At 47.1% G+C, this 24499-nt stretch carries 20 protein-coding genes and 1 riboswitch; of the genes, 17 read left to right on the plus strand and 3 right to left on the minus strand.

From position 1 onward, the window contains the following. The first annotated feature begins 270 nt into the window (after positions 1–270). Both ACR0QT_RS08355 and ACR0QT_RS08360 read left to right on the plus strand, forming a co-directional pair. On the plus strand, positions 271–2193 hold the full coding sequence (locus ACR0QT_RS08355; RefSeq protein WP_432630361.1) for a S8 family peptidase: 1923 nt from the start codon (positions 271–273) through the stop codon (positions 2191–2193). Positions 2194–2372: 179 nt separating this feature from the next. Next, positions 2373–3341 carry an amidohydrolase family protein gene (locus ACR0QT_RS08360; RefSeq protein WP_432630362.1) on the plus strand — a complete coding sequence of 323 codons (969 nt, stop codon included), beginning with the start codon at positions 2373–2375 and terminating at the stop codon, positions 3339–3341. Between the two features lie 33 nt (positions 3342–3374). Here the strand turns inward: ACR0QT_RS08360 and ACR0QT_RS08365 are convergent, their stop codons facing one another. Beyond that, entirely contained in the window at positions 3375–3914 is a 540-nt protein-coding gene (locus ACR0QT_RS08365; RefSeq protein WP_432630363.1) for a methylated-DNA--[protein]-cysteine S-methyltransferase, read from the minus strand. Positions 3915–4520: 606 nt separating this feature from the next. On the opposite strand from ACR0QT_RS08365, the gene queD reads away from it, so the two are divergent. The 5 genes from queD to queF all read left to right on the plus strand — a co-directional run bounded on the left by queD (position 4521) and on the right by queF (position 8212). Beyond that, entirely contained in the window at positions 4521–4946 is a 426-nt protein-coding gene (queD, locus tag ACR0QT_RS08370) for a 6-carboxytetrahydropterin synthase QueD (protein ID WP_432630364.1), read from the plus strand. Positions 4947–5017: 71 nt separating this feature from the next. Further along, positions 5018–5725 (plus strand): putative 7-carboxy-7-deazaguanine synthase QueE, encoded by a 708-nt coding sequence (gene queE / locus ACR0QT_RS08375; RefSeq protein ID WP_432630365.1) that lies wholly within the window; start codon positions 5018–5020, stop codon positions 5723–5725. Between the two features lie 208 nt (positions 5726–5933). After that, on the plus strand, positions 5934–6581 hold the full coding sequence (folE, locus tag ACR0QT_RS08380; RefSeq protein WP_432630366.1) for a GTP cyclohydrolase I FolE: 648 nt from the start codon (positions 5934–5936) through the stop codon (positions 6579–6581). A gap of 219 nt (positions 6582–6800) precedes the next feature. After that, positions 6801–7511, plus strand: coding sequence for a 7-cyano-7-deazaguanine synthase QueC (gene queC, locus ACR0QT_RS08385; RefSeq protein WP_308451615.1), 711 nt, complete (start codon positions 6801–6803; stop codon positions 7509–7511). A gap of 203 nt (positions 7512–7714) precedes the next feature. Then, the gene (gene queF, locus ACR0QT_RS08390) at positions 7715–8212 is read left to right on the plus strand and encodes a preQ(1) synthase (protein ID WP_177977261.1); all 498 of its coding nucleotides are present in this window, start codon (positions 7715–7717) and stop codon (positions 8210–8212) included. A 17-nt stretch (positions 8213–8229) separates the two neighbouring features. Here the strand turns inward: queF and ACR0QT_RS08395 are convergent, their stop codons facing one another. Further along, positions 8230–9567, minus strand: a complete 1338-nt coding sequence (locus ACR0QT_RS08395) for an MATE family efflux transporter (RefSeq protein ID WP_432630367.1) — start codon at positions 9565–9567, stop codon at positions 8230–8232. A gap of 372 nt (positions 9568–9939) precedes the next feature. On the opposite strand from ACR0QT_RS08395, the gene ACR0QT_RS08400 reads away from it, so the two are divergent. From ACR0QT_RS08400 to bsh, 7 genes are all read left to right on the plus strand, one after another. Then, positions 9940–11418 (plus strand): DUF2812 domain-containing protein, encoded by a 1479-nt coding sequence (locus ACR0QT_RS08400; RefSeq protein WP_432630368.1) that lies wholly within the window; start codon positions 9940–9942, stop codon positions 11416–11418. A 226-nt stretch (positions 11419–11644) separates the two neighbouring features. After that, positions 11645–11760: riboswitch (FMN riboswitch) on the plus strand. Positions 11761–12192: 432 nt separating this feature from the next. Next, positions 12193–13383 carry a bifunctional diaminohydroxyphosphoribosylaminopyrimidine deaminase/5-amino-6-(5-phosphoribosylamino)uracil reductase RibD gene (gene ribD, locus ACR0QT_RS08405; RefSeq protein WP_432630369.1) on the plus strand — a complete coding sequence of 397 codons (1191 nt, stop codon included), beginning with the start codon at positions 12193–12195 and terminating at the stop codon, positions 13381–13383. A gap of 27 nt (positions 13384–13410) precedes the next feature. Further along, the gene (ribE, locus tag ACR0QT_RS08410; protein WP_432630370.1) at positions 13411–14103 is read left to right on the plus strand and encodes a riboflavin synthase; all 693 of its coding nucleotides are present in this window, start codon (positions 13411–13413) and stop codon (positions 14101–14103) included. A gap of 159 nt (positions 14104–14262) precedes the next feature. Then, positions 14263–15477, plus strand: coding sequence for a bifunctional 3,4-dihydroxy-2-butanone-4-phosphate synthase/GTP cyclohydrolase II (locus ACR0QT_RS08415; protein ID WP_432630371.1), 1215 nt, complete (start codon positions 14263–14265; stop codon positions 15475–15477). A 214-nt stretch (positions 15478–15691) separates the two neighbouring features. Continuing rightward, positions 15692–16159 (plus strand): 6,7-dimethyl-8-ribityllumazine synthase, encoded by a 468-nt coding sequence (gene ribH / locus ACR0QT_RS08420; protein WP_432630372.1) that lies wholly within the window; start codon positions 15692–15694, stop codon positions 16157–16159. Positions 16160–16320: 161 nt separating this feature from the next. Then, positions 16321–17346, plus strand: a complete 1026-nt coding sequence (locus ACR0QT_RS08425; protein ID WP_432630373.1) for an NUDIX domain-containing protein — start codon at positions 16321–16323, stop codon at positions 17344–17346. Between the two features lie 268 nt (positions 17347–17614). Further along, positions 17615–18607: a choloylglycine hydrolase gene (bsh, locus tag ACR0QT_RS08430; RefSeq protein ID WP_432630374.1), complete on the plus strand. Its 993-nt coding sequence runs from the start codon at positions 17615–17617 to the stop codon at positions 18605–18607. On the opposite strand, the gene ACR0QT_RS08435 is transcribed toward bsh, so the two are convergent. Continuing rightward, on the minus strand, positions 18576–19415 hold the full coding sequence (locus tag ACR0QT_RS08435; RefSeq protein WP_432630403.1) for a YihY/virulence factor BrkB family protein: 840 nt from the start codon (positions 19413–19415) through the stop codon (positions 18576–18578). The genes bsh and ACR0QT_RS08435 overlap by 32 nt on opposite strands. A 558-nt stretch (positions 19416–19973) precedes the next feature. Between ACR0QT_RS08435 and ACR0QT_RS08440 the strand changes: the two genes are divergently transcribed. The 3 genes from ACR0QT_RS08440 (at position 19974) to ACR0QT_RS08450 (ending at position 24499) form a co-directional block, all read left to right on the plus strand. Then, positions 19974–21719, plus strand: coding sequence for an ABC transporter ATP-binding protein (locus ACR0QT_RS08440; RefSeq protein ID WP_432630375.1), 1746 nt, complete (start codon positions 19974–19976; stop codon positions 21717–21719). Between the two features lies 1 nt (position 21720). Further along, positions 21721–23481 (plus strand): ABC transporter ATP-binding protein, encoded by a 1761-nt coding sequence (locus tag ACR0QT_RS08445; protein ID WP_432630376.1) that lies wholly within the window; start codon positions 21721–21723, stop codon positions 23479–23481. A gap of 514 nt (positions 23482–23995) precedes the next feature. Beyond that, complete coding sequence (locus tag ACR0QT_RS08450; protein WP_177977270.1) at positions 23996–24499, plus strand: NAD(P)H-dependent oxidoreductase subunit E; 504 nt, start codon at positions 23996–23998, stop codon at positions 24497–24499.

Here is a 24499-nt window from a genome sequence, read left to right on the forward strand (position 1 = left end):
AGGGGATCTGATAACTTATTTGATCGTTAAGTTGGTAAGTGGAAGAACATTTTTGTGGGTGAGGGAATATCTTAGACAGAAAAATGGAAACCAGAATGGATTGTCAGAACAGGGATGGCAGATCGCAGTTGGAATGTGGAAAGGGCGCAAACAGTAGAAAGAGGAGCGCAAACAGTAGAAAAAGCGGAAATAGCAGAGAATATAAAAAATAGAAATACAGAAAATGAAAATGCAGAGAATGGAAATGCAGAGAATGGAAATGCAGGGGGAGTGACAAATTCACCGGGAAGCTCGACGAATCAGAATCAGAAACTGGAAAATATCTTAAATCTCTCGCTCGATGTCACGCCGGAGGAGAGGGCGCGCTCACAGGAACTTGAGACGGGATACAACCCGCAGGAGAAAACCTGGGAGCTGATTGTCAAATATTCAGGGAGCCTCGATGTACTGGAAAATCAGGTTGAACGGGAGTATGGCACAAGACAAAATGAGATAATTGTCGAGGAAATGCGTAACGAGTATGCGATCTTGACTTTGCCGGAATCTCTGATTGAGAGGGTCAGCGCCCTGCCACAAATTGAATATATAGAGAAACCAAAGAGGCTGTTCTTTTCGGAAACGATCGGGACAGCCTCCTGTATTTCTGCGCTTCAAGAGCCTTTTGATGAATCTGGGAATGGACGGAATTTTGATGACGGACAGGGAGCAAAAAATGAATTTAGCGGATTTGGTGAGCTTAGTAGACTTACCGGAAGAGGAACGATTGTCGCTGTGGCGGATTCGGGGATTGACTGGTTTCATGAGGATTTTCGCAGTTCGGATGGGACGACGCGGATTCTCGCACTCTGGGATCAGACGCTTGGGCGGGTATTTACAAGAGAAGAGGTCAATCAGGCGCTTGCGAGTGGGGATCGAAATCAGGCGTATCGCACTCTCCCGTCCGTTGACAGCAGTGGTCATGGGACAGCGGTTGCGGGAATTGCAGTCGGAAATGGAAGCGCGAGGCAGGGGCGTTACCGCGGAGTCGCCTATGAGAGTGAGTTACTTGTAATCAAACTTGGAAATCCGCAGGCAAATTTGCGGGCGGAGGGATTTCCACGGACAACCGAAGTCATGCGAGCGGTGAATTTTGCAGTTGTGCGGGCAGTGGAGGAGAATCGTCCTCTTGCGTTAAATCTGAGTTTTGGAAATACCTATGGATCTCACGATGGAAGCAGTCTTTTGGAGACATTTTTGAATGACATTGGAAATTACGGGAGGACGACGATTGTTGTCGGGAGCGGGAATGAGGGGGCTTCCGCAGGTCACGTTTCCGGCATTGTAAGAGAACGCAGGAATCAAAATTTGGGAGCAGGTACAAGCGGAGACGGAGCGGGATTTCGCAGAACACCGACCGGGGAAAATGCGGAAGAAGCAAAGGTGGAACTTCTTGTCGGGGAGTATGAGAATGGATTTTCGGTACAGCTCTGGAAAGATTACACTGATCAGTTCGAGATCCGGCTTCAGACACCTACTGGGGAGATCTTTGGACCCTTATCTGAGACACTCGGTGCAGTGCGCTATCGTTATCGTCAGACACAGATCTTGATTTATTACGGGAAGCCGGGGCCGTACAGTCTCGCTCAGGAGATCTATTTTGATTTTGTGCCGGATGAAGGGGCATATGTCGAGACTGGAGACTGGACATTCTGGATCAGGGCGGTTCGGACTGTTGTGGGGCGGTATGATCTGTGGCTTCCGTCTGCCGGCATTCTCGGAGAGTCCACACGGTTCTTGCGCCCATCGCCGGACACGACGCTGACAATCCCGTCCTGCGCCCAGAATGTGATTACGGTCGGGGCTTACAACAGTGCGTACCAGTCGTATGCAGATTTTTCGGGGCGTGGATTTACAAGAAAGAATCAGTTTGTAAAACCAGATCTTGTCGCACCAGGAGTCGGACTCATGGCACCGTCACCAGGAGGCGGGTATCGTCAGGTGACGGGGACTTCATTTGCAACGCCCGTCGTGACTGGGAGCACGGCGCTGATGATGGAGTGGGGAATCATAAACGGAAATGATCCCTATCTCTACGGCGAGAAAGTTAAGGCATATTTGAGGCGGGGCGCACGCCAGCTTCCGGGATTTTCGGAATATCCGAATCCTTATGTGGGGTTCGGGACGCTCTGTGTCAGGGACAGTCTGCCAAGGTAGGGAAGAATCTGAAATTGAGCGCGTGACGTTTGAAAAAAAGTGTGTTAAGATTTCTGTATGAGTCATTCAGGGGGGATAAGAAATAATGTGCTGTCGGAAACTTTTCTCGCAAAAACAGGTGCAAGATTGTTTTTAAGACTTCGAGAGTACATAATAAGACAAAGGAGAAGAGAAAAAATATGGGACGAGACATGGAACGGATCATGGATGTACACAGTCATATTTTGACGAAGGCATACAAAGATTTTATTGTGGAAAATCATGGGGAACTGGAAGATGGATTTGCGCTTCCGGACTGGGATGCCAAGAAGCATATGGAGATGATGGAGGAGTGTGGAATTGATTTTTCGATCGTTTCAGTTTCGTCCCCGCATCCGTATTATGGAGATGAGGAGGCATGCATTCGGATCACGAGAGCGATGAATGAGGAATCAGCAAAACTGAAGGTCGATCATCCGGACAAATTCGGATTTTTTGCGAGCCTGCCACTTCCGAGTATTGAGGCATCCGTTCAGGAGATTATTTATGCGGATGAGGTGCTTCATGCAAATGGCGTGAAACTGCCGAGCAACTGTCGGGGAATTTATCTGGGAAATCCGGTTCTTGATCCGGTTTTTGAAGAATTGAACCGAAGATCTCTGCCGGTGGTCATCCATCCGCACAAGCCGTCCGCAGTGACGGAGGGCGTGTTCTCTTATGGTCCGGTTCCGCTGTATGAATTTCTGTGTGATACGACGAGAACGGTTCTGGATCTGATGTCAAGCGGAGTTTTGGAGCGTTATCCGAATATAAAGGTGGTTGTTCCGCATTGTGGTTCATTCCTGCCGAATATTCTGAAACGATTTCGTTCGTTACAGCCGATTTTGATCAATCAGGGACTCTTGGAAAATCCGATCGACATCGACAAAAATATGGAGAATCTGTATTTTGACCTTGCGGGAAATCCGGCACCGGATATGCTTCCGCTGTTGCTGACAATCACGACACCGGATAAAATTATGTACGGTGGAGATTTCCCATTTACTCCGGTTGTGAAGAAAAACTTGCAGGATCTTCTGGAATTGCTTGAGAGGGATGACAATCTTCGCCCGTATAAGGAGCAGATTCTGCATGGAAACGCAGAAAAGCTGTTTGGATTGAAACTTTAATTGAAATTTTAATTGTTGCAGGATTTACAGAGATTACAGCGCAGTGCCCTTTTTCGGGACGAAGAGGTGGTTCATGTCGGTGTGCTCGAGGGTCAGCAGTTTGATTTTTTTGTCGATTCCACCGGCATATCCGGTCAGACTGCCATTTGATCCGACAACGCGGTGACACGGAATGAGGATAGAAATCGGATTGTGTCCGACTGCACCGCCAACTGCCTGAGCAGACATTTTGGAGGTTCCGTTTTCTTTGGCAAGCTGTTTGGCGATCTCCCCGTAAGTCATTGTGTGACCGTAGGGAATTGTAAGAAGGATCTTCCACACGGCTTTGCGAAAGTCTGAGGAAGTCTGTGGGTGAAGCGGGGGCAGAAAATCTGGTTTTTTGCCAGAAAAATAGAGATCGAGCCAGTGTTTTGTCTGTGAGAAAAGTTCCGTCTCCAGTGCTATTGTCGTTTCCCTGCGGATGCTGTCGGCAAAATATTTTTGACCGTCAAACCAGAGACCGGTGAGTCCAATATCATCTGACGCAAGAAAAAGCGATCCAAATGGAGAATCGTAGGTTGAGGTGTAAATCATAAAATGCCTCCTGTTGGGATGTGGATGTATGGTTGGTTGATCCTGTTTTTAGGTGTTCTTATTATAGCATAAATTCAACGATGCGTGGCAGTTGGCTTTTGTGAGTGACATCGCCGTTTTTGAATTTTTTGTATGCATCATTTGTCAAGTGAAAGTGGCCGGTGAAAAGAAAAATTAGAAAAACTGTTGACATTTTCTCTCAAACTGCATACAATAAACGATGTTTCAGTTACAAAAAATGAAATAGAGAAAGACAGTTCGTTTGTACCATCCTGTCTATAAATAAAACCAGGGCTAAAGATTAGAGATTTGAAAATCATTTTGAGAAAAAACAGGCAGACTCTGGCGGGAGTCTGCTTTTTTGTTTTTATAAGGCAATTCATTGTTTTTTTATCGATCAATCGTTTCGCTTATTTTTAATTTATCTCAATAAATGAAGATCAGTTTGATGGAACTGATAATGGATCAAACAAAAAATTCTTTTTTTCTGGCTTTATTCCCTCAAAAATTATAAAAAATACAGATTTACAGATTTACAAAATTACAAACAAAACAGATCAAAACAAATCAAATTAAACAATGAAAATTCAGAGAGGAAGTTTAGACATGTACCAGTTAAAAACGGTTGCAGATTTTGATTCCGCACATTTTCTTTCCGGATATCAGGGAAAGTGTGCAAATATTCACGGTCACAGATGGCATGTGGAGGTGGAAATTCAGGCGGAGCATCTGGAGAGCGAAGGTCAGATGCGAGGAATGTTGGTGGATTTCGGAGATCTGAAACGAGATCTGAAAGCACTTGCAGATGAACTTGACCATACCCTGATTTATGAGAGTGGAACGCTGAGAGAAAAGACGGTGGAAGCTCTTCTTGAAGAAGGATTTCGCCTGACGAAAGTGGCATTTCGACCGACAGCGGAGAATTTTTCCAAATATTTCTTTGACAAGATGAGCAAACTCGGGTATCCGGTATCTAGTGCGACCGTCTATGAGACACCAAACAACTGTGCCGTTTATCGCGAGAATAAGTAAGCTCAAATAGGGAAATTCGGTGAAAAAAAGGACAAATTGATAAAGGGAAATCGATAAAGGAAAAACGAGGAATGATAGAAAACCAAGAAATGATGGAAAACCAAAAGACAACCCCTGTTTATCAGGTTGTGGAAAAATTTGTCAGCATCAATGGAGAGGGACGACGAGCAGGCGAACTTGCCGTCTTTATCCGCATGAAGGGATGCAATCTTCGCTGTACATACTGCGATACGCTCTGGGCGAATGAGGCAGATTGTGAGAGCACGGAGATGACCGTCGAGGAGATCGTTTCCTACATTGAGGAGAGCAAGGTTCGGAATGTGACGCTGACCGGAGGAGAACCGCTTTTGCGTGCGGGAATGGCAGAGCTGATCACGGCGATTTTGAACGATCCGCAGAGACGGGTGGAGATCGAGACAAACGGAAGTGTGGATCTTTCGCCGTACTGTGAGCTTGAGAGAAGACCGTCGTTTACGATGGATTATAAAGTGCCCGACAGCGGGATGGAGCATGCGATGCACTTATCAAACATGGAAAAGCTCTCAAGTGAGGATACCGTGAAATTCGTGGTAAGCAGTCGATCAGATATGGAGCGTGCGCTTGAGATCATTGAGAAGTATGATTTGAGAGAGCGGACGGCAGTCTATTTCAGCCCGGTATTTGGACGAATCGAGCCGGTTGAGATGGTTGATTTTCTGATGGAAAAAAAACTCAATGATGTGAAAATCCAGATTCAGCTTCACAAGGTGATCTGGGACCCGCAGAAACGTGGCGTGTAATTTGGATTTCGGAAAGACAGACCCCAAAACAAAATAGACAGAAAAATAGACAGAGATCAAGAAAACAAAAACAGGAAAGAAGAATCTAAGAAAAGACAAGAAAGAATTAAGAGAAAACTAGAAAGAACAAGAAAAATTAGAAAGAGCCAGATAGAGAAATCGAGAACGATAAAAAGATAGATAGGATAATGAGATGAAGGAAGACGAGATGAGAGAGGAACAGGATTGCAAAACATGTGACGGTGAAGACAATCGGAAAAAGATCGACACGGAAGCGATCAAGATGCATGTCCGCGGGATTCTTCAGGCACTCGGCGATGATCCGGACCGGGAGGGACTAAAAGAGACACCGGAGCGGGTCGCAAGAATGTACGAGGAAGTCTTTGAGGGAATGTGCTACTCGAATCAGGAGATTGCCGAGATGTTTCGGAAAAATTTTGTCCAGAGGAGCGCGGAGGATTCGAGGGATCTCGTGCTTGTGAAGGACATTGAGATTTTCAGCTATTGTGAACATCACCTTGCACTGATGTATGACGTGAGGGTCAGTGTCGCCTACCTCCCGAAGGGAAAAGTGCTTGGATTGAGCAAGATTGCAAGAATCGCGGATATGGTTGGAAAGCGACTCCAGCTTCAGGAGCGGATCGGCAGTGATATTGCAGAGATTATGGAGCTTGCGACAGATTCTCACGATGTTGCTGTGATTATCGAGGGATGTCACAGCTGTATGACTGCTCGCGGGATCAAGAAGACAAATGCGGTGACGACAACGACGACACTTCGCGGTCGTTTTAAAGTTGATCCGATGTTGCAGATGAATCTCTTTCAACAACTTCAAATGGGGAGACAGGCACGATAAAAGTCCGGTCAAAATAAAAATTCCCTTCAAATACCAGCGAAGAGGAAAAAAGAATTAAGGATATACAAAGAAATATATAAAGAAATATACAAAGAAAAGGAAAATCGGGAAAACCCTTAGGGAATACATAGGGAAATACAGACTGGAAGAATAAAAACTGGAAGACAAGAAAACGAACAGAACACGGACAAAACGAGAGAAGAGAAAGGATGGAAAGAAATGAATGAGGTAGGAACAAAAAAGAAAGCACTTGTATTATCGAGCGGTGGCGTGGATTCCACGACCTGCCTTGGAATCGCGGTAGAGAAGTACGGAAAAGATCAGGTGATTGCACTGTCGATCTCCTATGGACAGAAACACCAGAAAGAGATTGAGGCATCTCAAAAAGTGGCAGAGTATTATGGAGTGGAGCACCTTTATCTGGATCTTGCGCCGATTTTTCAGTACAGCGATTGTTCGCTCTTAAAACATTCGGACAGAGAAATTCCACACGAGAGCTATGCAAAACAGCTTGAGGAGACGAATGGGACACCGGTGTCCACTTACGTTCCGTTCCGAAATGGACTGTTTCTGTCCTCAGCGGCAAGCATTGCGCTCTCAAAGGGATGCAGTGTGATTTATTATGGCGCACATGCGGATGATTCCGCGGGAAATGCCTATCCGGATTGTAGCAGTGTCTTTCATGAGGCGATGAACAAGGCAATCTATGAGGGAAGCGGAAAACAGCTCTGGATTGAGGCACCGTTTGTCAACTGGACAAAGGCGCAAGTCGTAAAGAAAGGTCTGGAACTGAACGTGCCGTATGAGCTGACATGGAGCTGTTACGAGGGTGGGGAAACCCCGTGTGGAGTCTGCGGAACCTGTGTGGATCGAATGGAAGCCTTTCGCCTCAACGGAGTGGAAGATCCGGCGCTGACAAAGAAATTTTAAGTCGGTGAAGTTCACATCTTTGAAAGTTAAAAAAAGAAATTTGGATAGCTAAAAAAATAAAAAAGATCCAAAAAAGATCTGAAAAAGATCAGAAAAAGCCACGAAAAAATACAGAAAAGATAGAGAAACACGAGAATAACGAGAGTACAAAGATATAAAAATGCAGAAAAAAACAACAAAAGAAATATGGAGGAAGAGAGACGATGAGCAGAGAAGCAGAGCTTGAGAAAGAGGGCATCAGCCTGTTGGGAAATCAGAAGGTGAAGTATCCGGATCAGTATGCACCGGAGATTTTGGAGACGTTTTTGAACAAGCATCCGGGAAATGATTATTTTGTAAAGTTCAACTGTCCGGAGTTTACGAGTCTTTGCCCGATCACCGGACAGCCGGATTTTGCGACGATCACGATCTCTTACGTTCCGGGTGAGAGAATGGTAGAGAGCAAGTCTCTGAAACTGTATCTGTTTAGTTTTCGAAATCACGGGGATTTCCATGAGGATTGCGTGAATGTGATCATGAAGGATCTGATTCGTCTGATGGATCCGAAGTATATTGAGGTCTGGGGCAAATTCACTCCGCGCGGTGGCATTTCCATTGATCCGTACTGCAACTATGGAAAGCCGGGAACGCGCTGGGAGGAAGTTGCATGGCAGAGATTGTCTCAGCATGATCTGTATCCGGAGAAGGTGGACAATCGCTGATTGGTTCGGGTTACTGCTCAGTGAGGTTGAGGCGCCGATTTCTTGGAAAGCAGATTATGCATACTGCAAATCAGCGGAATCACCATGAAAATCCAGACAATCGGCTCTGCAATGATGATGCCCCAGTACTGGAAGATTCTTGCGAGAACAAGTGATGCCACAATTTTTCCGACAAGCTCGATACTGCTTGAGACGATCGGCGTGACATGATCGCCCATGCCCTGAAGTCCGTTTCTTAAGATGGAGATTCCAGCCGGAGCAAAGTAGAACAGGGTGTCAAATTTCAAGTAGCGTGTGGCAGTCGCAAGAATCGTCGGATTTTCTGACCCCGTCACAAGATAGATCAGGCGTGGAGCGACTGTGTAACTTAAAAGAATCATGCCGAGGGACCAGACCCAGGTCAGAATCAGTGCATGGCGGATACCGGTCCGGATACGGTCAAGGGCTCCCGCTCCCATGTTTTGTCCGCAGTAGGTCGCCATAGTGACACCCATGACGCTGAATGGAAGCATGAAAAATTCCGTGATTTTGCGGGCTGCGGTGTGAGCGACGATGATATCCTGTCCGAACGTATTGATTGCACACTGGAGAGCCAGGGTTCCGAAAAATACGAGGGACATCATCGTTGCCATCGAAAGTCCGGAGGTATAGAGTTCGCGGACTTCATCAAGACTGATGCGAAAATCGCTCAAACTAAAATGAAAGACTTCATAACGCCGGAACATGTAGATCAGGCTCAGAATCGCGGAGAGCGACTGGGCGAGAACCGTCGCCCACGCAGCTCCGGCGACGCCGAGTTTGAGGACGAGGATGAAGAACAGATCCAGTCCAACATTCAAAACGGCTGAAAAAATCAGAAACAGGAGCGGGGCTGTCGTATCTCCGACGGAGCGAAGAATCGAAGCGCAGGCATTGTAGAGCATCGTCGCAGAGAGTCCGAGAAGTACCACTCGAATGTAAGAGGTGGACTGTGGCAACAGGGTGTCCGGGACATTGAGGATTCTCAGCAGGGCCGGAAGTCCGGCAACACAGAGAACAGTAAGGAGAATGGCGGTCAGCGCGCCGAGAAGCAGACTTCCGGCTCCGAACCGGCGCACTCCGCGCTCATCTTTTGCACCGAATTGCCGAGAGATCAGAATGGCAAATCCGTTTGTGAGTCCGGACAGAAAGCCGATGAAAAGTGTGCTGATCGAGGTAGTTGCACCGACAGAGGCAAGCGCGGTCTCTCCGAGCGTACTGCCGACAACGCGGGTGTCAGCAAGGCTGTAACAGAGCTGAAACAGATTCCCGAGCGCGACTGGAAGCGCAAATTCCAGCATATTTTTGGCGGGAGATCCCTTTGTGAGGTCTTTCATAAATAAAATTCAAATCCTTTCGTATGTAAAATCATTTTTATTTTCTTGTTTTCTTTTTCTTTGTTTCTTAGTTTCTGATTTGTTTTTTATGTTGATTCGTGCACAGCAGATTGTACAGCAAAATCTTTTTCTCTGCAACGTCAAATCCATCAAATTAGTTAAAACCGTCAAAATCAATTAAGATCATCAAATTGATCAACATCGGTGAAATCAATCAAATCGCTTAAAACCATCAATCCACCAAAAGAAAAGAATCTCTGAAATCCGGTAACGAAAACGTAAGGAAAGAGTAAGTCCTTCGTTCTTGTAATGACTGAATCAAATTCTGTATAATAAAATTAATCGAAGGGTCAATGGAAGGGAGGCGGAGCGATGAGACAGGAAAAACGAGTTTGGTGGAGTTTTTCAGCATGGGAGGCAGACCTATTTGAACGGTATCTGGAGGATCAGGCATTGCAGGGATGGTTTCCGGAGAAAATTGGCAATTTCGGGATCAAATTTTCTTATGGAAAGCCGGAAAAGCGAACTTATGCGACTGTTCTCGTTCCGGGAAGCTCGACATTGACGGGAGCGGATTCATGGGCGGAAAAGAAATTTCAGGAGCGGTGTAAAGATGCGGGATGGAAGTTCCAGTGCAGGGGAATGAACTGGCAGGTTTTCTATGCGACGGATAGGACTGCGGTGAAGCGGACGGAAGAGATGAGTGAGGCAAGGCAGTTTGAAATCCAGAAATCTCTTGTGTGGGGCTGGTCGACGCGAATTCTGTATCCCATTTTGATTGTTTTGAATTGCTGGATTTTGTATCGAAGTTTACAGAATCCGGGAGTTGTGCTTGCAGATCCCTTGAATTTCCTCTCTGTGATTGTGACGACGATGATCATGGTTTCCTGGGGCATGCTCTATGTTCGACTTGTGTTGTGGGTACACAGAAAGAAAAAGATTCTGAAGAGGAGCGGGGAGCAGACGACATCGCCAGAGAAACTTACGGCGACGGAGGTGAACCGGCGACTGAAGTGGAGAAAAATCGGGCAGGCAACGTGGATTTTCCTGATATTCATCATCTTGTCAGCGATGGGGGCGGTTTCCCTGCCGGTTTTTATCAGCGGTATGGTCTCCATGTTTCTTATGCTGGGAATTGTTCTGTTCATGCAGAGATGGATTCGTGAAAATGGAAGTGGAAACAGCAGGGAAGACTGGATCGGTTATTTTGTGGGTGTTGTTGTGATCAGCATGATCGCATTTCCGCTGTGCAATGCGATGGTTGGGCATTTCATGCGGGTAGAAGAGAAAAGTCAGACTGAGACATATTCAAACAATTCAAATGGTTCAAGCAATTCGAGTAACTTAAGCAATTCAAGCAATTTAAGAAACTTAAACGAGAAACATACTGTGTTTGCAAGTTATCAGACGAGCGATATGCGTGTGAATGGTGCGGGAAATCCGGTTGGAGTGACGATTTTCAAGAGCCCGATTCCATGGGTGATCAGTCAGACAAAGAAAAATTATCCCAAGGATATGACGGATCTGTGGGAGCAGAGAGAACAGGAACTTCCTGAGACGGAGACTTTTTTAAATCTTCCAGAGAATGTGCAGGTGATCTGGTGTCGTTACACGATCCGAAAAGAGGAGGCGACGGCAGTGGATGTGGAGGTACAGGACGGCTTGACGGAGAGTCAAATTGAAAATGAGAACATCGAGGACGAGGCAGTTGCTGTGGATGAGGTGGTGCTGAGTGATAAAAACCGCCTGGCGATTCTTGATTTTGGAGGTGGAACGGATGATTCAGGGCTTGAGGAAGCGGTGAAAGCCTTTGTGGATTCTGCTAATCAGAAAACTTTATATGAGCGGTAATGTTGTCGCTACTGTTCAGAGGTAGGCACTTTTGGAACCGAAAGTGCCGTAAGATAACATGGTGGTAGCAGATTTTGCCGATTTGGAATGCGAAGCATCGGCAAAATCTGTTGCTGTTTGCGCAACGCGTGAACAGTAACATGTTGTTAGGATATTGAGAAAAGAAGTCAGAAAATTAGATTGACAAACGGAAAAGAGAAGAGTATATTAAGAACCAACAACAGAACAACGTCTTCAGGGCGGGGAGTGTTTCCCCACCGGTGGTGATAGCCCACGAGCCGTAAGGCATGATTCGGTGAAATTCCGAGGCCGACAGTATAGTCTGGATGAAAGAAGATTATGACACAATCGCACATACGCAGAATAGACAGATAGAACTATTTGGATATCCGTTAGGTATCAGGATCAGATTAGATATGAACTCGATATCAGACAAAAGATTGATCAGTCACAAAATATCATCGCTCTGGAATGAAAATTCCGGAGCTTTTTGTATTTATGAGAATGAGATTATGAGAACCTGACAAGCGATACGATAAGAATTAAAAAGAAAAGTTTATTTGGATATTTTGAGTATGTCGAGATGGGAAAACCTTAAAACAGATTGAAGTTGAAGTGAAAACCAGAAATGCCCTGAACAGAGAAAAAATTTGTGTTCAGGGCGTTTTTTATTTCCTAAAATCTTGTGTTTCTTAGGTTGTGAAAATGTTCTAAGACGAACTCCTGTTGGATTCAAATAATTCAAATGAAACGAAGAAAGGCGGGGAGTGAGTGGTGGCAGACCAAAATGACATCGATCAGAAATACATGCGGATAGCACTGGAACTTGCAAAAAAGGGGACGGGGCGAGTTTCTCCGAATCCGCTAGTCGGCGCGGTTCTCGTAAAAAATGGAGAGATCATCGGGAGCGGGTATCATGCAAAGTACGGGGAAGCGCATGCAGAGCGAAATGCACTTGCCTCGTGTACCGAGTCTCCGGAGGGAGCGACTCTCTATGTGACGCTTGAGCCGTGCTGTCACTATGGCAAACAGCCACCGTGCACATTGGCGGTTCTCGAAGCAAAGATTGCGAGAGTTGTGGTCGGAAGCGGAGATCCGAACCCGCTTGTCGCCGGAAAAGGAATCGAGATTCTGCGAAATCACGGTGTGGAGGTCACCGAGCATGTGCTTGAGCAGGAGTGCAGGGAGCTCAACCGGGTATTTTTCTGGTATATCCGAACCGGACTTCCGTATGTCGTGATGAAATATGCGATGACACTTGACGGAAAGATTGCGACGGCTACGGGTGCATCGAAGTGGATCACAGGTGAACAGGCGAGGGCGCATGTGCAAAGTCAACGAAATCGTTATACGGCGATTATGGCAGGCATCGGGACCGTGCTTGCGGATGATCCGCTGTTGACTTGCCGGATTGAGGGTGGACGAAATCCAATCCGCATCATCTGTGACACCAATCTACGCACATCGCTCTCGTCTAAGATTGTGGAGACGGCGGACCGTGAGAGTGCTCCAGTCATTCTTGCGACCTGTTGTCAGGATGTCGAGCGTATAAAGCAATATGAGCAGAGAGGATGCCAGGTTTTGATTGTACAGGAGTGTGATGGTCATCTTAATCTGAATGATCTGATGCGAAAACTTGGAGAAATGAAAATTGACAGCATTCTCCTTGAGGGTGGAGGAACGCTCAACTGGTCTTTCCTAAGTGCCGGACTTGTCAATCATGTACAGGCTTACCTTGCACCGAAACTTTTTGGGGGAGGAAAAGCAAAGACACCGATTGAGGGGGAGGGCGTGAGAACACCGGATCAGGCAGTCAGACTTAGCGCGGACACCATGACGGTGACAAGACTTGGAGAGGATTTCCTGATTGAGGGAGAGATCGAGCGCAGAGAGGATCCTGACACAGAGAAGACCATGACAGTGGAGAGGGAGACAAACGAAGGCGATCGAGCAAACTGTGAATAAGCGTGGATGAGAGGAGATGAGGCAAACGTGTTTACAGGAATTATAGAGGAGGTTGGAAGTGTGATCGCAGTCAGAAAAGGTGCACATTCCGCAGTCCTTGAGATCCGTGCAGATCAGATTTTAGAGGATGTGCATCTGGGAGACAGCATTGCCGTCAATGGAGTTTGCCTGACGGTAACCTCGTTTCAGAAAAATCGCTTCACGGCGGATGTGATGCACGAGACACTGAATCGCTCCTCACTCTCAGATGTAAAACCGGGAAAACGGGTAAATCTGGAGCGGGCGATGCTTGCGGGAGGACGATTTGGCGGTCATATGGTTTCCGGTCATATCGATGGAACCGGACGGATTGAGGAGATTTGGAAAGATGACAATGCAGTCTGGTACACGATTCAGGCAAGTCCCAGACTTTTGCGCTATATTGTGGAAAAAGGGTCGATCGCGATTGATGGAATCAGCTTGACCGTAGCAAAAGTTGGAACGACGGATTTTTCTGTCTCGATCATTCCGCACACTGCTCAGGTGACGACACTTGGAGAGCGAAAGAGAGGCGATCTGGTCAATCTGGAAACGGATTTGATAGGAAAATATGTGGAGCATCTTCTCACGACAGAAAATGGAGACAATGAGACGAATAAAGCGAATAAAGTGGATGAATCCAAAGGTGGAACAAACGGTGGTGGACTGACAAAGGAATTTCTTGAAAAATACGGATTTTAAAAGGATTCTTTAAAAGAATTCTTTAAAAGAATTCGAGAATTTAAGGATTCAAGGATTTAAGGCTTTAAGAATTCATTGAGGATTCGTTGATTGGACTTTTCGATTTAGCTGATTTAGAAGATGATGATTTAGATAAAGAAAAAGGCGGAGGAAACAGCGATGGAAATAAAACAGACAGAGAAGTTTGATACGATTGAGCAGGCACTTGAGGATCTTCGCGCAGGAAAAATTATTCTGGTGACGGATGATCCGGATCGGGAAAATGAGGGGGATTTCATCTGTGCGGGAGAATTTGCGACGACGGAGAACATTAATTTTATGGCGACACACGGAAAAGGACTGATCTGTATGCCGATGTCGGAGGAGTATGTGCAGAAACTTCAGATTCCTCAGATGGTATCCCACAATACCGATAATCATGAGACGGCATTTACGGTCTCGATCGATGCGGTCACGACGACAACCGGAATCTCGGCAAAGGAGCGCTCGATGACGGCGATGCGTTGTGTTGCGGAGGATGCGAAACCGGAAGATTTCAGACGACCGGGTCATATGTTTCCGCTTCTTGCAAAGAAAAATGGTGTGCTTGAGAGAAATGGTCACACCGAGGCGACGGTGGATCTGTGCCGTCTTGCGGGACTTAAAACCTGCGGACTCTGTTGTGAGATCATGAGAGAGGACGGCACGATGATGCGAACCGGAGAGCTTCGGGAACTCGCAAAAAAGTGGAATCTCACCTTTATCACGATCAAGGATCTTCAGGAATATCGAAAGATCCATGACATCCTTGTTGACCGCGTGACCGTGACAAAGATGCCGACGAAATACGGCGAGTTTACGGCTTACGGTTATGTGAATCGCTTAAATGGAGAGCATCATGTCGCACTCGTGAAGGGCGAGATCGGAGACGGGGAGGATGTGCTCTGTCGGGTTCATTCAGAATGTCTGACCGGAGATGTGTTTGGATCTCTGCGCTGTGACTGTGGACAGCAGTTTGCATCGGCGATGACGCAGATTGAGAAAGAGGGACGCGGAATTCTGCTCTACATGCGTCAGGAGGGACGCGGAATCGGTCTGATCAATAAGCTCAGAGCCTATGAGCTTCAAGAGCAGGGGATGGATACGCTTGAGGCAAATCTGGCACTTGGATTTGGCGGGGATGAGAGAGAATATTACATTGGCGCGCAGATTCTTCGGGATCTCGGCGTAAAGAGCCTGAATCTTTTGACGAATAATCCAGACAAGGTTTACCAGTTAGAAGAATTTGGAATGAAGATCAACAAACGAGTGCCGATTGAGATGCAGGCAACGCGCTATGACCGTTTTTATCTCAAGACAAAACAGCAGAGAATGGGACATCTGTTAAATATTTAATGAGATAAAACGACGAGACGATGAGAAATTAGAAAAATTAAAGAAATCCGAAGAATTAGCCAAAATAGAAAGTTTAGAAAAACAAGAAGTTCAAAGAAACAAAAATCAGAACGAAAACCAGAATAAAAAAGCAATGAAAAAATGAATGAAATAAAAAACTTGCGAAAACAAGAAAAAATGAAGAAAACAAGAAAGTGAAATGGAGGAAACAATCATGAGAGTACTGGAAGGAAAAGTAGTAGCAGAGGAAATTCGTGTGGGAATCGTAGCAAGCCGTTTCAATGAGTTTATCACAAACAAACTTGTCGGTGGTGCACTCGACGGTCTCAAACGTCACAACGTGGACGAGGCGCAGGTCGATGTCGCGTGGGTGCCGGGGGCATTTGAGATTCCACTGATCGCATCGAAGATGGCAAAGAGCGGAAAGTACGATGCGGTCATCTGTGTGGGCGCTGTGATCCGTGGAAATACAAGCCATTACGACTATGTGTGCAACGAGGTGTCAAAGGGAATCGCGAACGTATCTCTGGACAGTGGAATTCCGGTTCTGTTCGGCGTCCTGACAACAGAAAATATTGAGCAGGCGATTGAGCGTGCGGGAACAAAGGCAGGAAACAAGGGATATGACTGTGCGCTGAGTGCGATTGAGATGGTAAATCTGATTCGCGAGATTGAAAAATAGGAAGAAATCGTGAGATAATGAAAAACAGCGAAAAATAGCGGAAATCATGATATCGTGATATAATGGAGGGAGTCGGAGTCAGAAAACCGGCTCCCTTTTGCTGTTTGCAGGGCGTGTGAAAGGTAACAAACAATTTGCCAGTGGAGAGGAGATACAAAGAAATGGTCTCGTTGAGTACCTTGTGTTATATAGAAAAAGACGGTCAGTATCTGATGTTGCACCGGACCGTCAAAAAGAATGATGTGAATAAGGATAAATGGATCGGAGTTGGCGGGCATTTTGAGGCGGATGAGAGTCCGGAGGAGTGTGTGCTTCGAGAAGTTCGCGAGGAGACGGGATACACGCTGACTTCGTGGAAGTATCGTGCGATTGTGACATTTGTCTCTGGAGATGGTGAGACAGAGTATATGTCGCTGTTCACCGCGGATGCATTTACGGGGGAGCCGATTGCGTGCGACGAGGGTGAGCTTGCGTGGGTTGACAAGGAGGAAGCAGTCAAGCTGAATATCTGGGAGGGAGACAAAATTTTCTTCCGTCTCTTGAATGAGCGTTCCGACTTTTTCTCACTCAAACTTGTCTATGATGGGAAGGGTGGATTGGTGTCCGCTTCGCTCGACGGACAGGAGATGGAACTTTTTGATGTGCTCGATGAAAAGACCGGGGAGAAGACCGGAGTCCGCAGGGAGCGGGGCGTCGCCCATCGGGATGGAAGTCCGCACGGAACGGCTCATATCTGGGTGGTTCGCCCGAATGCAAATGGCGGATGCGGATATGAGGTGCTTCTTCAGAAACGAAGTGAGCAGAAAGATTCGTACCCGGGATGCTATGACATCTCGTCAGCAGGACATTTGTCGGCAGGGGAGGAGTATCTGCCGACGGCGGTGCGCGAGCTGAGAGAGGAACTTGGAATTGAAGCGACAGCCGACCAGCTCCATTTTATCGGGATGCATCAGGCAAAAAGCGAGGCGGTTTTCCACGGACAGCCGTTTAAAGATCATGAAATCAGCGCAGTCTATCTGTATCAGGAGCCGGTTCGGATCGAAAATCTGAAACTCCAGAGCGAGGAAGTCGAGAGTGTGCGGTGGATGGATTATCAGGAGTGCCTGGAAAAGTTGAAGGCAGGGGAACTCAAGAGTTGTATTCGGCTTGATGAGTTTGAAATGATAGGAAAAGCGTTGGGGTGTTGAGAAATGCTCCTCAGACGGGCAAAGGCACGCAAACACGTTCGCACTCCGGCTTTCAACGTAGCGGTGCATAAGGTCGCAAAGTACGCGACCTAAGCACCGACGTTTCAAACGGGTTTGCTTTGCCTTACCCGCCTTGCGTCGCCGTAACGTTCAAGTCGACGCGATGAGGGGATATCTACTCTGAGTTATATCGCTTTGGAACAGGTGGACAAAAAAATTAAAAAACTTACGTCCGAATAATTTAGGAAGAAGAGAGGAAAAAGAAACGATGTGTACAGCAGTAACCTACCAGACAAAAGATTTTTATATGGGACGGACTTTGGATTATGAGTTTTCTTACGGGGATGAGGTGACGATCACACCGAGAAAATATGGATTTGCGCTCCGCCATCCGCACAGAGATTTGCAGGAAAATATTTTCCACACAAAATATGCGATGATTGGAATGGCACATGTGGCGGGGACGTATCCACTCTACTACGATGCGATCAATGAGAAAGGGCTTGGAATGGCAGGACTGAACTTCGTCGGAAATGCTGTTTACCAGGAGGAAAAAGAGGGAAAAGACAATATCACGCAGTTTGAGTTTATCCCGTGGATTCTCGGAAGTTGCGCAACGCTTGGGGAGGCAAAGACTTTGCTTTCTCGTATCAATCTGACGAAGACCCCGTTCAGTGAGGGGCTTCCGACGGCTTCCCTGCACTGGATCATTGCGGATGCGAGCGGGGCGATCACCGTGGAGTCGATGAGTGATGGGCTTCACATCCATGACAATCCGGTCGGTGTGCTGACGAACAATCCGCCGTTTGAACAGCAGATGTTTCAGCTGAACAACTATATGTATCTCTCCCCGAGACAGCCGGTCAACCAGTTTTCTGAGAAACTTGCGCTTCAGACATACAGCCGAGGCATGGGAGCACTCGGACTTCCGGGAGATCTCTCATCGATGTCCCGATTTGTGCGAGTTGCGTTTACAAAGATGCATGCAGTTTCTGGAGATTCCGAGAAGGAGAGCGTCAGCCAGTTTTTCCATATTTTGGGATCGGTGGATCAGCAACGTGGATGCTGTGAGGTTGCAGATGGAAAATATGAGATCACGCTCTATACTTCCTGTTGCAATGCGAGCAAGGGAATTTATTATTACACAACATATGAAAATCACCAGATTACGGCAGTTCATATGCACCGGGAAAATCTGGATGGAAAGGATCTGATCCGTTATCCGTTGATCATGGGAGAGCAGATCCTTGATCAGAACTAGAGCAACAGTTGATTTCTGCTCCGATAAACAGGATACAGATGCAAAAGTAGAGCCAGAGCATCAGCAGAACGATTGCCGTCAGGCTTCCGTACATGTACGAGAAGTTGCTGAAATTTGAAAAGTATAATGAGAAGCCGTATGAAAATCCCAACCAACATACGGTGGAAAACAAGGCCCCGGGAATCTGATTTCGGGGCTTTTGATGTTTGGTCGGAATAATCGAATAGAGTCCCACGAAAAATGCGAAGAACAGAACGAGAGCCGTCAGATTTCGCAGACTGATAACATCGGTCAGCAGGGGATTCAAAAATGGGAACAGGCGCACGGTCAGAGCGTGAATCGCATTTCCGAGGACGAGGAGCACGAGGGAAAAAACGCAGACTGCCATGAGAATCAGCGTGTAGAACGAGCAGATCAGACGGCGGAGAAGATAACTGCGCTTTTCTGTGATCCCATAGATTCGATTCAGTCCGCGCTCAATGCTGAGCATTCCGCGGGCGGAAGACCAGAGCGTCGAGACTGCGGAGAGTGAGAGAATCGTTCCCGGGGACTTGATATAGAGGTCGTCGACAATCCCGACAACGAGGGAGTCGAGCATGTTTGGCATGATTTTCACAAGGAGTGTCAGCAAGTCAGACTTGTTGACATTGGGGATGAACTGGAGCGTTGTCAAAAGCAACATAATAAATGGAAAAAAAGCGATCACGATAAAAAAGGATGCCTGAGCCGCGTAGACGGTGACTTCATCCTCCGTGTATTTCTTCCATATTTTCCAGATTCGTTTAAATAACAGGATCAGATTGATTATCATAAATAAATTACTCCGGTGATCGCTGGCACTTGAAGATGTATGTGCCATTTGTATTACTTGTATTGTATGTATTACATTATCAGTATTATATTATCATGAGAAGAAAAAAAGTACAAGAATTCCCATCGATTCCCACAAATTGCAGATAAAAAGAATTCAGAAGAGATTCCGATGACGAAGATCCAAACAAATGAGATCCAAATAAATAAGATCCAAATAATAAGATCCAGATAAGACTCAGATAACAATCGTAGCTAGATTTTTTATGCATGCGGTGGTATACTGATGTTACTGTTCAGTAGGCACTTTTGGAACCGAAAGTGCCGTAAGATAACGTTGTGGTAGCGGGAATTTGCCGTATTTAAATGCGAAGCCACGGCAAATTCCGTTACTGGGCACGTATGCGTGAACAGTAACATACTGATAACGCTGTATTTTTTTTAATACAGTTTAGACACTTTGTTATGGTTCATGGGGAAATATTTTCGGAAAGATTTTTGGGAGAAAAAATACCGGGTGAATTGTAACGATATTTTTACTGGAGGGTTGTAGGTTATGAAGCGATTGCTGAAGTACTTAAAAGAGTACCGGCGTGAGAGTATTCTTGCACCGCTGTTCAAAATGCTGGAAGCCAGCTTTGAACTCTTTGTCCCGCTCGTCATGGCACAGATCATCGACGTCGGCATCCGCGATCAGAACGGAAGCTACATCGTGAAGATGGGCGGACTTTTACTGCTTCTCGCTGCAATCGGACTCACCTGCTCTCTGACGGCGCAGTATTTTGCTGCAAAGTCGGCGGTAGGAGTCTCGACAGCGCTGAGAAGAGATTTATTTAAACATATTGGAACGTTGTCGTACAGTGAGCAGGATACGATGGGAACGGCGACGCTGATCACGCGAATGACGAGTGATATTAACCAGGTGCAGTCCGGACTGAATCTGGCACTGCGTTTGCTTCTGCGTTCCCCGTTCATCGTCTTCGGTGCGATGGTCATGGCATTTACAGTCAATGTAAAGGCAGCGCTTGTATTTGTTGTTGCAATCCCGGCGCTGAGTGTCGTAGTCTTCGGCATCATGCTTGTGAGCATGCCTCTTTACAAGAAGGTACAGCGTCAGCTCGACAGCGTAACCCGCTCGACGAGAGAGAACCTGACCGGTGTGCGCGTTATCCGTGCATTCAACCGTCAGGAGGATGAGATCAAGAACTTCGATCAGGAGAACAGCCTGCTTGTTGATATGCAGGTCTTTGTCGGAAAGATTTCCGCAATGATGAATCCGGTGACCTATGTGATCATCAACGGTGCGACGATCGCGATCGTCTGGATTGCCGGAAAACAGGTAAATCAGGGCATTATCACTCAGGGTCAGACGGTGGCTCTCGTCAACTACATGTCCCAGATCCTTGTTGAGCTGATCAAGATGGCAAACCTGATCGTCTCGATCTCCAAGGCTCTCGCGTGTGCAAACCGTGTCAACAAGGTCTTCGATACGGAGAGCAGTATCAAGGAAGTGCCGAACGCAAAGACGGCAGATTCTGCAAAATCCGAGAAAGAGGACATCGATGCTGTTGTCTTCAATCATGTAGATTTTGCGTATAAAAATGCAAAAGAGGATTCCCTCACCGACATCAATCTGACCGTGAAGTGCGGACAGACGATCGGTGTCATCGGAGGAACAGGTTCCGGAAAATCGTCACTTGTCAACCTGATTCCGCGTTTCTACGATGTGCGTCAGGGAAGTGTGAGCATCGATGGTGTGGATGTGCGCGAGTATGCACTCAAAGATCTGCGTGATCGCATCGGTGTCGTTCCGCAGAAGGCGGTTCTGTTTGAGGGAACGCTCCGCGAAAATATGAGATGGGGCAAGAAGGATGCGACGGATGAGGAGATCTACCGCGCACTCGACATTGCTCAGGCGAGAGAGTTCGTCGATGGAAAGGGCAAGGGTCTGGATCTGTTCATTGAGCAGAACGGACGAAATCTCTCCGGCGGTCAGCGCCAGCGTCTGACGATTGCGCGTGCGCTTGTCAGAGATCCTGAGATCCTGATTATGGATGACAGTGCCTCCGCACTCGACTTTGCGACGGATGCAAAACTTCGCCATGCAATTCGGGAGAACACGGACGGCATGACGGTCTTTATCGTCTCTCAGCGTGCGACGACGATCAAGAATGCCGATCAGATCGTTGTTCTCGACGATGGCAAGATGGCAGGCTGTGGCACTCATGCAGAGCTTCTTGAATCCTGTGAGATTTACCGGGAGATCTGTCTGTCCCAGCTTTCCAAAGAGGAGGTGAAGTGAGATGGCAAAGCAGAAATTTGATTTTGGAAAACACAAATCCACACTCAAGCGGATTTTAAATTACATTGGTATTTACAAATGGCTGGTTCTGTTATCTCTTGTGCTCGCCGGAGTGACGGTAGCGACAACGCTGTACGCCCCGATTCTGATCGGTAACGGCGTGGATTTGATTGTCGGGCAGGATCAGGTCGATTTTGCAGGACTTTTTGCAATTCTCAGAAAAGTTGCGATTGTGATCTGCATCACCGCAGGTGCACAGTGGCTGATGAACCACATCAACAACCAGATCACCTTCCATGTGGTAAAGGATATCCGTACCAAGGCATTCAACCATCTTGAGGAGCTTCCGCTGTCCTATCTGGATTCTCATCAGGACGGTGATATCATCAGCCGAATCATCGCGGACATTGACCAGTTCTCCGATGGACTTCTGATGGGCTTTACCCAGCTGTTTACCGGTGTGCTGACGATCCTTGGAACGCTCGGTTTCATGCTGGTTGTCAACCCGCTGATCACGGTTGTCGTGGTACTGGTAACCCCGCTTTCTCTCTGTGTTGCAAGCTACATCGCAAAGAAGACGTTCTCGATGTTCAAGCTCCAGTCTCAGACGAGAGGTGAGATGACCTCGCTCGTCAATGAGATGATCGGAAATGAGAAGGTTGTGCAGGCGTTTGGCTATGAGGATGAGGCGCAGGAGCGCTTTGAGGAGATCAACTCCCGTCTTCAGAAATGCAGTTTGCGCGCGATTTTCTTCTCCTCGATCACAAACCCGGCAACGCGTTTCGTCAACAGCATGGTGTATGCGAGTGTCGGTGTCGTCGGTGCTTTTGCGGCGATCCGCGGAATGCTCAGTGTCGGTCAGCTCTCAATTTTCTTGAGTTATGCAAACCAGTACACCAAGCCGTTCAACGAGATCTCCGGCGTTGTCACCGAGCTTCAGAATGCACTCGCGTGTGCAGCCCGTGTGCTTGAGCTCATCGACGAGCCGGCATTCAAGGCAGAGGATGCAGATGCCGTGACACTCGATCAGATCGATGGAAGCGTCAAGCTCGACCATGTAAAATTCTCCTATGTGCCGGAAGTTCCGTTGATTGAGGATCTGAACCTTGATGTCAAGCCGGGTCAGAGAATCGCACTTGTCGGACCGACCGGATGTGGAAAGACGACGATCATCAACCTGCTGATGCGTTTCTATGACGTAAATGGTGGCTCGATCAAGGTATCGGGAACGGACATCCGCCATGCGACGAGAAAGAGCCTGCGTGCAAGCTACGGCATGGTGCTTCAGGAGACCTGGCTGAAGTCCGGCACGATCCGCGAGAACATCTGCTACGGAAAGCCGGATGCAACCGAGGAGGAGATGATCAATGCGGCAAAATCCGCCCATGCACACAGCTTTATCAAGCGTATGCCACAGGGATACGATACGGTGATCTCTGAGGACGGCGGAAACCTGTCTCAGGGTCAGAAACAGCTTCTGTGTATCGCGCGCGTGATGCTCTGCCTGCCTCCGATGTTGATTCTCGATGAGGCAACCTCGTCGATCGATACAATGACCGAGATCCGAATCCAGAAGGCATTCGCGACAATGATGCAGGGAAGAACGAGCTTCATCGTTGCTCACCGTCTGTCGACGATCCGCGAGGCCGATGTGATCCTCGTGATGAAGGATGGCCATATCATTGAGCAGGGCAACCATGAGAGCCTGCTCGCAAAGAATGGATTCTATGCGACGCTGTATAACAGCCAGTTTGCAAATTGATGAGAGCCATGATGTTGTGATGATTATGGCAGTGTGATGAGTCAAGTCAGCGCTTGCAAAGACTTGGCGCGTAATGATTATAATGGTGTTGATTTCGCTCCAGAAGTGAGTAAGTTCCTGCAAACCCGTGTGAATCGTCGGTACTTAGGTCGTGTATTTTACGACCTTATGTACCGTTACGATGAACCCGGAGTGAGAACGAGTTTGCAGAACTTTGCTCACTGGCGGAGCGTTTATTAGTTTCTTATAACGACAGCTATCTAATTGTGACGATTACTTGAACAGTTAGATGACTGTCGTTTGTTTTTTAACAAACATAGATTTCTTGCACTTGTTAATGATAAAAAATAAACAAAAGTGCATAAAACCTATAACGCGGTGCGCATTTTCCATATTAGACGCAAAGTGCATCTTCTCCTATACTTATTTTCAGAAAAAACGGACAGGCCAAACCGATTTTTTGGACAAGCAAGGGTTGTTCCTGAGACCTGTTTTTGAAAGGAGAAGAGTCCGGATGAGAGAAGAGGAGAATTACAGCTACAAGACCCCGTCATCCCAGCTGGTGAAGATTGCGGAGATTGCTTCCCACTACAAAGGGAGACCGGAGATGCTGATGAAGGTGATTACAAAGGTTCAAAAGATTGAACCGGCATTTTCTGCATCAGTTGCCTCCGTAATTGCGCGAGAGATGGATATCCCGCAGACACAGGTGTACAGTTTCGTCACGTTCTATGCGATGCTTTCCGTAAAACCGCGCGGAAAATATGTGATCCGCATGTGCAAGAGTGCTCCGTGCCATGTGCGCGGTGCAAAGGAGATTGTTCGAGCACTCGAAGATCTGCTTCAGATCAAGATGGGTGAGACGACGGAGGATCGGAGATTTACGCTTGAGTATTGTCCGTGCCTCGGTGTGTGTGAGCAGTCTCCGGCAATCATGATCAACGAGAAGGCTTACGTCAATCTGACACCGGAGAGTGTCCGGGATATCGTGAAGCGGTACATCCGCGGGGAGGTGTAG

The sequence above is a fragment of the Brotaphodocola sp. genome, assembly GCF_050873365.1.
Classification (GTDB): Bacteria; Bacillota; Clostridia; order Lachnospirales; family Lachnospiraceae; genus Brotaphodocola.

Excerpts from the sequence above, each read along its gene's own strand:
- ACR0QT_RS08360 (WP_432630362.1), top strand. The coding sequence starts at position 2,373 with ATGGGACGAGACATGGAACGGATCATGGATGTACACAGTCATATTTTG.
- ACR0QT_RS08365 (WP_432630363.1), bottom strand. The coding sequence starts at position 3,914 with ATGATTTACACCTCAACCTACGATTCTCCATTTGGATCGCTTTTTCTT.
- queD (WP_432630364.1), top strand. The coding sequence starts at position 4,521 with ATGTACCAGTTAAAAACGGTTGCAGATTTTGATTCCGCACATTTTCTT.
- queE (WP_432630365.1), top strand. The coding sequence starts at position 5,018 with ATGATAGAAAACCAAGAAATGATGGAAAACCAAAAGACAACCCCTGTT.
- folE (WP_432630366.1), top strand. The coding sequence starts at position 5,934 with ATGAGAGAGGAACAGGATTGCAAAACATGTGACGGTGAAGACAATCGG.
- queC (WP_308451615.1), top strand. The coding sequence starts at position 6,801 with ATGAATGAGGTAGGAACAAAAAAGAAAGCACTTGTATTATCGAGCGGT.
- queF (WP_177977261.1), top strand. The coding sequence starts at position 7,715 with ATGAGCAGAGAAGCAGAGCTTGAGAAAGAGGGCATCAGCCTGTTGGGA.
- ACR0QT_RS08395 (WP_432630367.1), bottom strand. The coding sequence starts at position 9,567 with ATGAAAGACCTCACAAAGGGATCTCCCGCCAAAAATATGCTGGAATTT.
- ACR0QT_RS08400 (WP_432630368.1), top strand. The coding sequence starts at position 9,940 with ATGAGACAGGAAAAACGAGTTTGGTGGAGTTTTTCAGCATGGGAGGCA.
- ACR0QT_RS08415 (WP_432630371.1), top strand. The coding sequence starts at position 14,263 with ATGGAAATAAAACAGACAGAGAAGTTTGATACGATTGAGCAGGCACTT.
- ribH (WP_432630372.1), top strand. The coding sequence starts at position 15,692 with ATGAGAGTACTGGAAGGAAAAGTAGTAGCAGAGGAAATTCGTGTGGGA.
- ACR0QT_RS08425 (WP_432630373.1), top strand. The coding sequence starts at position 16,321 with ATGGTCTCGTTGAGTACCTTGTGTTATATAGAAAAAGACGGTCAGTAT.
- bsh (WP_432630374.1), top strand. The coding sequence starts at position 17,615 with ATGTGTACAGCAGTAACCTACCAGACAAAAGATTTTTATATGGGACGG.
- ACR0QT_RS08440 (WP_432630375.1), top strand. The coding sequence starts at position 19,974 with ATGAAGCGATTGCTGAAGTACTTAAAAGAGTACCGGCGTGAGAGTATT.
- ACR0QT_RS08445 (WP_432630376.1), top strand. The coding sequence starts at position 21,721 with ATGGCAAAGCAGAAATTTGATTTTGGAAAACACAAATCCACACTCAAG.
- ACR0QT_RS08450 (WP_177977270.1), top strand. The coding sequence starts at position 23,996 with ATGAGAGAAGAGGAGAATTACAGCTACAAGACCCCGTCATCCCAGCTG.